Genomic DNA, 12,300 nt, shown 5'->3' on the forward strand with positions numbered 1-12,300 from the left:
GGATCCCAACAAAACAAATCAGACCAAAATCTTCTTCGTTTTGCAAACCTCGCTGCGATCAGCGAAGCCTTGAATTCTAGCACAGTTTTTTAAGAACTGTCAAACTTTTGCTTTCTTTTTCACCCCGCTTCAACGATCACCTGCAATTCGCGGCAACCATCTCCACCGAGCGAAGCCTTGTATTCTATACCGGTTTTTAACCACCAAGAAGACAAAACCAAACTTTCTTCGCCGACCTTCCGGGCCATCTGCCGCAGCACCTAAGCGCCACCACAAACCACCCCATCGACCCCAACACTTTTGCGCTCAGGCCTCAGTAGCGAAGCCCTCGACTATAGCACGACTTTCAGGGCCGGCGAGAAAAATCAGACTCGCCACTTTTCTAGCAGCTTCTCCGGACTCAGGCTGTCGTAGCCCTCAAAGGGTTGATGGATCCAAGGATTGCTCGGCAAAAACTCCACGGAGTAATCTGGAGAAAACGTCGATAGACCCTTCGTCCAGATCACGGCGCTGCGTAGCTCGGTGATGGGCGCGTAGTTGGTCTTAAGCATGTTGATCACCGCGTGCAAGGTGTGCCCTGAATCAGCCAGATCATCGACCAAGAGCACGCGCCCTGCAATTTCACCCTTGGGCGTGGTGATAAAGCGTGCAATATCAAGATGTCCTTGCACCGTTCCTGCCTCGGCTCGGTAGGAGCTCGTAGACATGATCGCTAACGGCTTATCAAAGATACGACTGAGAATGTCACCTGGGCGCAACCCACCGCGAGCGAGACAGAGAATGGTGTCGAACGCCCAACCCGACTGATGAACTTTCAGCGCCAACTTTTCGATGAGGCTGTGATACTCGTCATAGCTGACATAGAGGTGTTTTCCGTCTTCGGTCAACATAGTGGATGATTCCTGAACAATTGGCGTTTACTTGATGGCAGCAGGGCAAACTACAGGTCAGACAGCGACATAAGGATGACGCATCATGATCGTATGGTCGCGATCAGGACTGGTTGAGATCATGTCGATCGGAACCCCTGTCACTTCTTCGATGCGCTCAAGATAGCGGCGCGCACTTTCGGGCAGTTTGTCGTAATCGGTCACCCCTACGGTGGAATCACTCCAGCCAGGTAGCGTTTCATAAATTGGCGTGCACCGAGCGATGTCCTCTGCGCCCATGGGAAGCAAATCAATACGCTGACCATCGAGTTCATAGCCCGTACACAGCAACAACTCGTTCAACCCGTCCAGCACATCCAGCTTGGTGATGCAAAGGCCAGTAAGACCATTGACTTGGGCGCTGCGCTTCAACAAAGCTGCATCAAACCAGCCACAGCGACGGCTACGCCCCGTTGTCACCCCCTTTTCAGCGCCCACCGTGCTCATGTGATAACCGGGCGTACCAGGCACTTCCCAATCCAACTCTGTAGGGAAAGGCCCGCCACCAACGCGGGTGCAATACGCCTTGGTGATACCGAGGATGTAATGAAGCATGCCCGGCCCTACGCCAGATCCCGCAGCAGCGTTCCCCGCCACGCAGTTACTGGAGGTGACATACGGGTATGTGCCATGGTCTACATCCAGCAGGGTCCCTTGAGCGCCCTCAAAGAGAAGATTGGCGCCCGCGCGATTCGCCTCATTCAGCTCACACGATACATCAGCCATCATGGGCTTCAGCAACTCTGCATGGCGCATGGCTTCGGCGTACACGACATCAAATTGCACCTTTCCATCCTGGATGTATGGCTTCAGCGCATCGCCAAAAACGAACTTTGCAGAGCCCAGGTACGTGGTGAGCACATGGTTATGCAAGTCCAGTAATTCGCGCAGCTTGGAAGCAAATCGCTCAGGGTACTTCAAGTCCTGTACGCGCAAGGCACGGCGGGCAATCTTGTCCTCGTAAGCTGGACCAATGCCACGGCCGGTGGTACCAATCTTCTCAGCCCCCCCCTGCTCTCGGGCCGCCTCACGCGCAACATCAATTGCCGCGTGGAAAGGCAGGATCAGCGGGCAAGCCTCACTGATACGCAGGCGCGAACGAACCTCGACACCGGCTTTCTCAAGTCCCTCAATTTCCTCAAACAACTTCGCTGCGGAAAGTACCACGCCATTGCCGATGTAGCACTTGACCCCAGGGCGCATGATGCCGCTCGGGATCAAATGCAGCGCCGTCTTCACGCCATTGATCACCAGTGTGTGGCCAGCGTTGTGCCCCCCCTGGAAACGCACAACCCCTTGAGCGCTCTCCGTCAGCCAATCGACCAACTTGCCTTTGCCTTCGTCGCCCCACTGGGTACCGACCACCACTACGTTGCGACCTTTGGTTGCTTTCATCTCAAACCCAATTCAAATGACAATTGCTCAAACAGCCTGCACGACCCAACGGCCCGCAACCCGAACCAGTTCACGATCACAGTGGAACTCATCCACCTCACTCTCGTGCCCTGGCAAAACACACACCACTGTTTCCCCGGCGGACCGAAGCTCTCCAATCGCAGCATTCACATCCGCGGCCTCGCCCCAAGGAGCACGAATGGCGGCTTTCAGCGCACGGGGGGGCACCACGCCAACCACCTGCTTGATGTCCAAACTGAATCCCGCCGCAGGACGATTTCGGCCAAACACTGCCCCCACCTCGTCGTATCGGCCGCCGCGCACCAGGGCATCGCTGGCACCGGGCGCATAGATCGCGAAGCGCGCACCGCTGTAGTAGGCATATCCACGCAAATCAGCCAAGTCGAAAGTGACAGAGGCTCCATCAAGACGCGACGCCAACCACTTCAAATTTGATAGCACTTGAGACACACCAGAAATACGCTTCAGCGCATTTTCAGCCTCAGCCAGAACAGCAGAGTCTCCATATAACTGGACAAGAGCGAGAAGGCCTTGCCGAGAATCCTCAGGAAAGCCACGCGTCAAGACTGTCAACTCTCCCGCATCCTTGGCCGCCAAAGCAGAATGAATGCCGCTGAGCAGTTGCGGGCTCACGCTCACACCAGCCAACAGGCTGCGGACGATGCGCACGTCCGCTAGGTCAATGGTTGTGTCGCGTACATTGGCAACTCGCAAGCACTCCCGAGCTAACTGCAAAGCCTCAAGGTCGGCCTCCAGCCCGGTATGCCCATAGATTTCGGCACCAAACTGAAGAGGCTCGCGGGTGGCATGCGGGCGGTCAGGACGCGTGTGCAACACAGGACCACAGTAGCAAAGACGTGTCACACCTTTGCGATTGAGCAAATGCGCATCAATGCGAGCAACCTGCGGAGTCGTATCAGCTCGCAACCCCATGGAACGACCAGATAGCTGGTCCACCAGTTTAAAGGTTTGCAGATCCAGCGCTTCGCCAGTGCCCGTAAGGAGAGATTCCAGATGCTCCAACAGCGGGGGCATCACTAACTCATAACCATAACAGCGGGCTGTATCAAGCAGCCCGCGACGCAATTCTTCGATGTGCCGCGCTTCAGACGGCAAGACATCGGCAATGTGATCCGGAAGGACCCAAGCAGACATGGAGAAAAGGGGAGGCTGTTAAAACCGTGATTCTACCGGGACCGGGCAAGACTCCCCAAGGAATCTCCTAGTCGAGGGGTGTGACAGCGTTCAGAAACAAAGCATCAGAAGACCTGCAGCAAGGGCCAACAATGCGAAAAAGCGTATTTGGCCATCCTGCAATTGAGCGATCTGCGCAACCGTACGTTTCCAAACCTGGGGGGACAAAAAAGGCAAAAAACCCTCAATTACCAGGACCAAGGCAAATGCCGTCCAAAGACTGTCCCACATCATTCACCTCTCACAACCAGCGCCACTTGTTTACTTGCGTGGAGCAACAGGCGCCGATGCAGAAGCTGAGCCGCGAAAGACCTTGAAGAAGTCAGAGGACGATGGGTCCAGCACCATCACATCACTTTTCTTATTGAAACTGCCCTTGTACGCCTCGAGACTGCGATAAAACTGGGCAAATTGAGGATCTTTGCCAAACGCCTCGGCGTAGATGCGGGCCGCTTCCGCGTCGCCCTCACCTTTCAGCTTTTGAGCATCCCGATAGGCATTGGCAATTGTGATCTCGCGCTGACGATCTGCGTCTGCACGAATCTTTTCGCCCTCTGCAGCACCTGTAGAGCGCAACTCATTGGCCACGCGCTTTCGCTCCGCTTCCATGCGCCGGTACACAGATTCAGTGATGGCTTCCACGTAATCAACACGGGTAATGCGCACATCCACCACATCAACCCCCCAGGGCTTGGAACCACGAACTGTCTCCAAGACTTCGCGCTTGACATCAGCCATCAGCGCTTCGCGTTTGAGTGAGAGCAGCTCTTTCACCGTGCGCTTGTTGATTTCCTCCTGGAAAGCATTGCGAACCACCCGATTGAGCTGCATGGCGCCCGCCGTCTCATCCAGCCCAACGTTGCGAATGTACTCAGTGGGCTCGGAAATGCGCCAGCGCACATACCAGTCGATAACGACACGCTGCTTTTCAGCAGTCAACATGGGCTCGGTGTCCGTGCTGTCCAAAGTCAGCAACCGCTTGTCTATGTAAGTGACGTTCTGAAATGGAGGAGGCAGCTTGAAATTGAGGCCAGGCTCCGTGATCACTTCTTTGATCTGACCCAGTGCATACAACACTCCAAACTGCCGCTGGTCAACAACAAAAAGCATGGAGCTCATGAGAGCAAGCACCACCAGAAGGGTAGATGCAATAAAACCGACTCTGTTCACGAACTACTCCTAGCGGGATTCACGTTCACGGGTGCGGCTGGTGTCGCGCGCGCGAGCGTCATTCGAAAAGGTTGGTGCGGGTGTTGCTGGTGACACCGCTGGAGGCACGCTGGTGGCCGCAGGGGCATCCAGCGCTCCGGACCCGCTTGCTACGCCTTGCATAATTTTGTCGAGCGGCAGGTACAGCAAATTGGAGCCTTGACGCGACTCCACCAGCACCTTGGTCACGTTGCCATAAATCTGCTGCATCGTGTCCAGATACATACGATCACGGGTTACCTGCGGAGCCTTCTGGTACTCCGCCAAAATAGAAGCAAACCGCTGCGAGTCACCTTGAGCCTGCGCAACGATCCTCGCCTTGTACGCAGCAGCCTCCTCGTTCAGACGAGAGGCAGAGCCCACAGCGCGTGGAATCACATCATTCGCGTAAGCCTGTGCCTCGTTTTTGGCACGCTCGCGCTCCTGTCCGGCTTTGAGGACATCATCAAAGGAGGACTGCACCTGCTCAGGCGGCCGCACACCGCCCTGCTGCAAATTGATGCCAACAACTTCGACGCCAACTTTGTAACGGTCCAATATGGTCTGCATGAGCGCGCGAACGCGAGGCGCAATCTGATCCCGCTCTTCAGCCAATGCCGTGTCCATGCGCATCTTGCCCACCACCTCGCGAACGGCGGTCTCAGCTGCTTGAACCACGGCATCTGAGGGATTCTTGCTTTCGAAAAGCCATGCCCTGGCATCGCTCAGGCGATACTGAACGGCAAACTTGATCTCCACGATGTTTTCGTCTTCGGTCAGCATCGCGGACTCTCTCAAGCCCGTGCTTTTGATGACCGTGTCCCTCCCCACATCAGCGGAGCGAATTTGTGTCACAAAAACCAGCTCATGACGCTCAATTGGGTAAGGCAAGCGCCAGTTAAAACCTGCACCCACGGTGCTTTTGTACTTGCCGAATTGCGTAATGACGGCTTGCTGACCTTCTTGCACTATGAAAAAACCTGTGCCCATCCAGATCACGAACGCAATGCCAGCAATCAAGCCAACACCCACACCGGCGCTTTTCATATCAGGTTGAAAGCCACCGCCAGCCCCTCCTCCCGGGCCACGGCCAGAGCCATTCTTTCCCCCGAACAGACTGCCAAGCTTGCGATTAAGGTCACGCCAGAGCTCGTCGAGATCAGGCGGCTGCTGGCCATTGCTTGGCCGCTGATCCCCACCCCTCTGACCTGCGGGTGGCGCTGCAGGTCGATCCTCAGGGCGCGCGTTACCGTCCTCCGACTTATCATCCCCGCGACCCCAGCGTGGATCGTTCAGATTGAACATGCCCCGAATACGGTCCGGCAATGAAGCCCAGCGTAGGGTGCGAGTATGAAAATTCATGCGCAAAATCTCTGGTTCTCTGATGGCGTCATTCGATCATGCATTGTGCCCAATCAGGGCAACACATCCGGCAATTCAAGGGCGTCTGCTGGGGTCATATCCTCACGCGTAGCCAGCAACCTATCGGCCAAAGCGCGGCGCAGATCATCAAGACCTTCTCCAGATCGAGCACTTACGAACAGACGGGAAAGCGACTGCCCCCCCACTTCGTATTGGTCTACCAGCAGGGAGGGGCGTCGCTCTTCGGGCAATGCGTCAAGCTTGTTGAACACCAGTATCTGCGGGATATCCGAGGCACCAATTTCCAGCAACACCCGCTCCACCTGCGCCATCTGCTCCGGGAAATCCGGGTTGGAAGCATCCACCACATGAAGCAGCAAATCTGCATCGACAGCCTCTTGCAGCGTAGCCTGAAAGGCATCCACCAATCCGTGCGGGAGATCCCGGATAAAGCCCACCGTATCGGACAGAGAAACAGATCGCGCCGCATCTGCCAGATACAACTGGCGTGTTGTAGTGTCTAGCGTGGCAAAAAGTTGATCCGCTGCATACGCTCGCGCTTTCACCAAAGCATTAAAAAGCGTGGACTTACCCGCGTTGGTGTACCCAACAAGCGAAATATTGAAGGTATCGCGCCTCTCGCGCTGGCGCCGCTGCGTGGAGCGCTGACGCTTGACCTTGATCAAGCGCTCTCTGGTGCGCTTGATCGCGTCACCAATCATCCGTCGATCCAGCTCGATCTGCTTTTCACCCGGACCGCCCCGGGCACCGATACCGCCAGTTTGGCGCTCTAGGTGAGACCAGCGCCGCACCAGCCGTGTACTCACATACTGCAGCTTGGCGAGCTCAACCTGAAGCTTGCCTTCGTGGCTTCGCGCACGTTGCGCAAAGATCTCCAGAATCAACAGCGTGCGGTCATTGACTGGAAGCTCGATATGACGTTCCAGATTACGCTGCTGCGCGGGGCTGAGTGATTGGTCAAACAGCACCTCCAATGCCCCATGCATCTGGGCCAAGGTGCGAATTTCATCCGCTTTGCCAGAGCCAATAAAGAGTGCCGCGTCCGGCGCTTTCCGCTTGCACGTAATGCGAGCAACAGGCCGTAAACCCGCCGTCAGGGCGAGCAGTCCCAACTCTTCCAACTCAGCATCGAAGTGGGGGAGACCAAAATCAACGCCCACCAGCAACACCGGCGTCATAGCGGACGAGGATGCGGAAGCCGAACTCAAAGCCAACCACCCTCTTCCTGCTCTACCTCGCTCAGAAAGCGAGCCCCGCTACCAGACAACAACTCAAGAGTTGCTGTTGTCAGCATCAGGGGTTTCTGAGGTGGAGAAATTGACCGCCCGACCTGGAACGATCGTAGAAATCGCGTGTTTGTAAACCATTTGCGTCACAGTATTGCGCAGCAACACCACATACTGGTCGAAAGACTCGATTTGCCCCTGCAGCTTGATCCCATTGACCAAATAGATGGACACTGGAACATGCTCCCGACGCAATGCGTTAAGGAAGGGGTCTTGCAAAAGCTGGCCTTTATTGCTCACGATATTCTCCGTGTTCAAGTGTTGTTGTAAACCAGCACCTTACCACAGCCAGACGCACGCTCTGGCTTAAACACACATGGCCCCTCGACTGAGGAGCCTTTGTCGTCAAGCCTCGTCTTTGTCCGCAAAAGGATTGTGCGAGGTTTTCATCTCAATGCGCAAAGGGGTCCCCACAAGATCAAACTCCTTGCGGAAGCGCCCTTCCAAGAATCGCTTGTAAGCATCAGTCACGTGCTCCAGCGAGTTACCATGGATCACGATCACGGGCGGATTCATGCCGCCTTGGTGCGCATACCGCATTTTGGGGCGGAACATCCCCGCCCTCTTGGGGCTTTGGAACTGAACTGCCTCCAGCAGCAGTCGGGTGAGCACTGGCGTGGACATCTTGCAGATGGCCGCCCGGTGGGCCTGGGCAATAGATGTCCATAGAGGGCCAAGCCCCTGACGCTTCTTCGCAGAAATGAAGTGCAACGAAGCAAACTTCAGAAACGCTAGCCGCGTCTCAATGGAGCGCTCTAAGAGCTGCCGTTGGTAGTCATCCACGGCATCCCATTTGTTCACCGCCAGAACCACAGCGCGGCCACTCTCCAGAATATAGCCCGCGATATGGGCATCCTGGTCCGTTACCCCCTGGGTGGCATCGAGCAATAACAGCACCACATTTGCGGACTCGATGGCTTGGAGCGTTTTCACTACCGAGAATTTTTCGATAGCCTCAAACACCTTCCCTTTGCGGCGCAGTCCTGCAGTATCCACCAGCTCAAAGCGCTGGCCATTGCGCTCAAAAGGCACAGTGATGGCATCGCGGGTCGTGCCGGGCATATCAAATGCCACCAGTCGCTCTTCGCCAAGCCACGTGTTGATCAGGGTGGACTTACCCACGTTGGGGCGCCCCGCCACGGCAAGCTTGATTACGCCCTTGTCCAACGCCGTATCCGAATCGTCAGGCTCAGGCAGATTGAGCGGCTCCAGCGCAATGTCAACCAAACTGCGTATGCCCTGCCCGTGCGCCGCAGACACAGGATAAACCTCGCCCAGCCCCAGCTCATAGAACTCCGCTAGTTGGACGCCCTGGAGCATGCCCTCCGCTTTGTTGGCGACGAGCACGCAAGGCTTGCCCAGGCGACGCAAGTAATTGGCAATGTCGTGGTCTTGCGCGGAAACACCTGCACGGGCATCCACCACAAAAATCACCACGTCCGCCTCTGCGACGGCCTGCTGCGTTTGTTTGGCCATCTCGCGGTAGATGCCGCTGGAAGCGTCGGGTTCGAAGCCACCGGTATCAATGACGATGTACTCGTGTTTTCCCTGCTTGCCGTTACCGTAGTGCCGGTCACGCGTAAGTCCCGCAAAGTCAGCGACGATAGCGTCACGCGACTTGGTCAGACGGTTGAAGAGCGTGGACTTGCCGACATTCGGACGCCCCACGAGGGCGATAACTGGCTTCATTGAATAAGACCGATCAATCTGGACGGAATCCGTAAATGCCGCCATTGCGGGTAACAACCACCAGGGTATCTGCAGCCACGACTGGGGCAGCAGCGATGGCAGACCCATCTGTCGCCAGCCTGTTCAGGGGCGAACCATCTGTACGAGACAGCAAATGCACCAAACCCGAGTCGTCACCGACGACTACCGAGCGCCCTAGAAGCAACGGCGCCGTGAGTTTGCGGTATTTAAGTCGATCGATACCCCACAAGCGTGAACCATCCGCGCGGCGCCACGCAACAAGAGTGCCATTGCTCTCAGAGCCAAAAATGGCCTCTGCATCGCCGTGAACGCCTTCTGCTCCGCTAGCAGGCTGCGTCCAGACGGTCGTTCCCCTTGCCGTGTTCACACAACCCACAGCAGCTTGAAAGGATCGAGCGCACACTGTTTCTCCCACACGGCTCGTGCGCCCCACCAACTCGACAAGGCGCTCCACATCATTGGTGCCCCGTGCGCTGGCAATGGGGGTCTCCCATCGCACACTGCCATTGTCAGGATTCAATCCGACCAAACGACCTGACAACCCCACCACCAGCGTGTCACCCACAGCGGTCAAGACACCAGCCTGGCGCAATATCAAAGGCTCGCCGGGGCGCTGCTGGGACCAGAGACGACGACCTGTCGACAGATCAAAGGCAGACACGGATCGATCTGCCGACAACACGAAAACACGACCGCCTGCAACCAGAGGTGGTGTGAATACCTGAGCAGCGAGCGTCTCACGCCAGCGCTCACGCCCCCCATCAATAACGATCAGTGCATTGTTACGCGAGACCACCGCCGCGAACTTGCCATCGCTACCCACAGCTGCCGACAGAGGCTCAGCCAGCGCTGCTCGCCAGATATCCCCCCCCGTACGCGCATCCAGGGCTGCCACCGCACCATCAGCTGACGCGACGGTCACCACATTGCCAGCAACATGGACCTCCAATGGAAATCCAGCCACATTGCCAAGGCGCGCAGTCCATGCTTGCCGCACGCCCAGAACGGCTACATTGGCTCCGAGGTCGGCAGGCACAGGCTTAGACTTGTCGGCGCTCCACAAAGAACAACCGGCCAACGTGGCAGCCACTAGTGCTACCACCAGACCGCGCACAAAAAATTGGTGCCCTGACCTTGCGTTGATAAGCGACGACATGGTTATTTGGACTCCGCAGGTGTTGCGGTTGAAGAGACAGCAGAAGCCACATTCACACCTTGCAGCGAGACACCCAGCGCGTTCAGCTTGATTTCCACCAGACGGCGGTACTCGACACTGTCTTCGAACCCCTTATATGCCTTGGTGTACTCAGCAATCGCGTCCTGACGCTTGTCCTGGAGCATCAGGACGTCACCCTTGCGGTCCGCCACAACAGAGGAGAATTCCGGCGCGAAACTGCTGGATAGTTGCTTGAGTGCTTCGTCATAGTTCTTTTGATCCATGAGCACACCAGCCAATCGCAACTTGGCCAAGGCCTTGAGGCCCTCGTCTGACGATTGTTCTGCAACCCACATAAGCGCCTCTTTGGCGCCTTCGACATTACCAGTGCCCTGCATGGCCTTGGCGAGGGTCAAGCCTGCCTGCCCAGCTTGGACAGTCCCTGCATATTTAGACTTCAGATCGGCAAAAGCTTGTTCCATGCGGACGTTATCGGCAGACCGCGCAGCCACATCCACAGCATCAAACAACGCAGCCGCCTGCGTGGCCTGCCGGGTTTGCCAGTACTGGTAACCGTTCCAAGCAGCCGCTGCACCTGCAACGACAATGACCACGGAGCTGATCAACGTGCCCCAGGTGTTCCAAAAATGCTTGAGCTGGTCTAGCTGCTCTTGTTCTTCAAGGTCGAGATGATTTGCCATGGAATGTGATTGGGTTAGCGGGTGGATTGTAGGGTGGCCGACCATTGCGCGACCAAGTCCAGCGGGCGCTCGGTTTGCTCACCTGCGCCATCACGCAAGGCTTTGACAGTCACCATGCCACGAGACAGCTCATCATCGCCAAACACCAGCGCGTGCATTGCACCACTGGCATCAGCCTTCTTGAATTGCGATTTCATACTGCCCATGCCCTCCAGCGAAGGGGCCGCGTGCATCTGGACACGAACACCATGTTGGCGCAATTGCTCGACAGTAGCCACAGCCCGAGGTAACGCGGCCGCCGAAGGGACAATGGCATAGACGTCCGGAACCAGCAAAGGGGTGGCACTTTGCTGCTCCTTGAGTAACTCCAGTACCCTTTCCACCCCCAACGCCCAACCCACCGCCGGTGCGGCCTTGCCACCGATTTGTTCGATCAAGTAGTCGTAGCGCCCCCCACCGCAGATCGTGCCCTGCGAGCCCAACTGATCCGTCACAAACTCGAACACAGTGAGGTTGTAGTAGTCCATGCCACGCACCAGGCGAGGATTGACAGTCCAAGCTATCCCGTTGGCATCAAGAATGGCCTTGACGGCATTGAAATGCGCCAAAGACTCCTGACCCAGAAAGTCAATCAAACGAGGCGCTGCTTCCACCAGCGACTGCATCGCGGGATTCTTGGTGTCGAGGATGCGCAGAGGGTTGCTGTGCAGCCGCCGACGCGCCTCCTCGTCAAGAACATCGACGTGCTGTTCCAGATACGCGATCAATGCAGCACGGTGAGCCTTGCGCTCGTCCGGCTGCCCCAAACTGTTGAGTTCGAGACGCACATTCTGCAGGCCAAGGTCGCGCCACAGGGCACTCGCCAGAAGAATCAACTCGGCATCGACCTCGGCACCCGGAAACCCCAGTGCCTCGGCGCCGATCTGGTGAAACTGGCGGTAGCGTCCGCGTTGGGGACGCTCATGACGAAACATGGGGCCCATGTAGTACAGGCGCTTACCGCCGTCGTACAACATGGAGTGCTCTGCAACCGCACGCACCACACCAGCTGTCGCTTCGGGGCGAAGCGTCAGCTGCTCCCCATTGAGACGGTCCTCAAACGAGTACATCTCTTTCTCGACAATGTCGGTGACCTCGCCCAATCCACGTACAAACAACGGTGTGGGTTCGACAATGGGTGTGCGGATATTGCGATAGGCGTAGCGCGCCATCAGGTCGCGCACCTTGGCCTCCAGCCACTCCCAACGGGCAGATTCCGGAGGCAGGATGTCGTTCATGCCCTTCACCGCAACCAGCTTCTCTGGTTTGGACGAGGGACTGCTTTTTTCGTTACTCAC

General features: G+C 56.8%; 12 protein-coding genes. All 12 read right to left on the reverse strand.

All coding sequences use genetic code 11. From position 1 onward, the window contains the following. Positions 1 to 365: 365 nt before the first annotated feature. The 12 genes from ATF69_RS01995 to hisS all read right to left on the reverse strand — a co-directional run bounded on the left by ATF69_RS01995 (position 366) and on the right by hisS (position 12,240). Complete coding sequence (locus ATF69_RS01995) at positions 366 to 890, reverse strand: phosphoribosyltransferase (RefSeq protein WP_056062011.1); 525 nt, start codon at positions 888 to 890, stop codon at positions 366 to 368. A gap of 57 nt (positions 891 to 947) precedes the next feature. After that, on the reverse strand, positions 948 to 2,324 hold the full coding sequence (locus ATF69_RS02000) for an adenylosuccinate synthase (RefSeq protein WP_146869754.1): 1,377 nt from the start codon (positions 2,322 to 2,324) through the stop codon (positions 948 to 950). 27 nt (positions 2,325 to 2,351) lie between these two features. Further along, positions 2,352 to 3,500 (reverse strand): ATP phosphoribosyltransferase regulatory subunit, encoded by a 1,149-nt coding sequence (locus ATF69_RS02005; RefSeq protein WP_146869755.1) that lies wholly within the window; start codon positions 3,498 to 3,500, stop codon positions 2,352 to 2,354. 90 nt (positions 3,501 to 3,590) lie between these two features. Further along, entirely contained in the window at positions 3,591 to 3,773 is a 183-nt protein-coding gene (locus ATF69_RS02010; RefSeq protein WP_056062002.1) for a DUF2065 domain-containing protein, read from the reverse strand. 27 nt (positions 3,774 to 3,800) lie between these two features. Continuing rightward, positions 3,801 to 4,709, reverse strand: coding sequence for a protease modulator HflC (gene hflC, locus ATF69_RS02015; RefSeq protein ID WP_056061999.1), 909 nt, complete (start codon positions 4,707 to 4,709; stop codon positions 3,801 to 3,803). 9 nt (positions 4,710 to 4,718) lie between these two features. Next, on the reverse strand, positions 4,719 to 6,089 hold the full coding sequence (gene hflK, locus ATF69_RS02020; RefSeq protein WP_146869756.1) for an FtsH protease activity modulator HflK: 1,371 nt from the start codon (positions 6,087 to 6,089) through the stop codon (positions 4,719 to 4,721). Positions 6,090 to 6,142: 53 nt separating this feature from the next. Further along, a complete protein-coding gene (gene hflX, locus ATF69_RS02025) occupies positions 6,143 to 7,288 on the reverse strand; it encodes a GTPase HflX (RefSeq protein WP_208758684.1) in 1,146 nt (381 codons plus the stop codon). Positions 7,289 to 7,381: 93 nt separating this feature from the next. Further along, positions 7,382 to 7,636 (reverse strand): RNA chaperone Hfq, encoded by a 255-nt coding sequence (gene hfq, locus ATF69_RS02030; protein ID WP_056743269.1) that lies wholly within the window; start codon positions 7,634 to 7,636, stop codon positions 7,382 to 7,384. Between the two features lie 105 nt (positions 7,637 to 7,741). Next, on the reverse strand, positions 7,742 to 9,085 hold the full coding sequence (gene der / locus ATF69_RS02035) for a ribosome biogenesis GTPase Der (RefSeq protein ID WP_146869757.1): 1,344 nt from the start codon (positions 9,083 to 9,085) through the stop codon (positions 7,742 to 7,744). Positions 9,086 to 9,098: 13 nt separating this feature from the next. Further along, on the reverse strand, positions 9,099 to 10,262 hold the full coding sequence (gene bamB, locus ATF69_RS02040) for an outer membrane protein assembly factor BamB (protein ID WP_146869758.1): 1,164 nt from the start codon (positions 10,260 to 10,262) through the stop codon (positions 9,099 to 9,101). 2 nt (positions 10,263 to 10,264) lie between these two features. Beyond that, on the reverse strand, positions 10,265 to 10,963 hold the full coding sequence (locus ATF69_RS02045; RefSeq protein ID WP_056743271.1) for a YfgM family protein: 699 nt from the start codon (positions 10,961 to 10,963) through the stop codon (positions 10,265 to 10,267). A gap of 14 nt (positions 10,964 to 10,977) precedes the next feature. Continuing rightward, a complete protein-coding gene (gene hisS, locus ATF69_RS02050) occupies positions 10,978 to 12,240 on the reverse strand; it encodes a histidine--tRNA ligase (RefSeq protein WP_244303639.1) in 1,263 nt (420 codons plus the stop codon). Positions 12,241 to 12,300: the final 60 nt, after the last annotated feature.

It is taken from the genome of Acidovorax delafieldii (assembly GCF_007993815.1).
In the GTDB taxonomy this organism is placed as follows: domain Bacteria; phylum Pseudomonadota; class Gammaproteobacteria; order Burkholderiales; family Burkholderiaceae_C; genus Acidovorax; species Acidovorax delafieldii.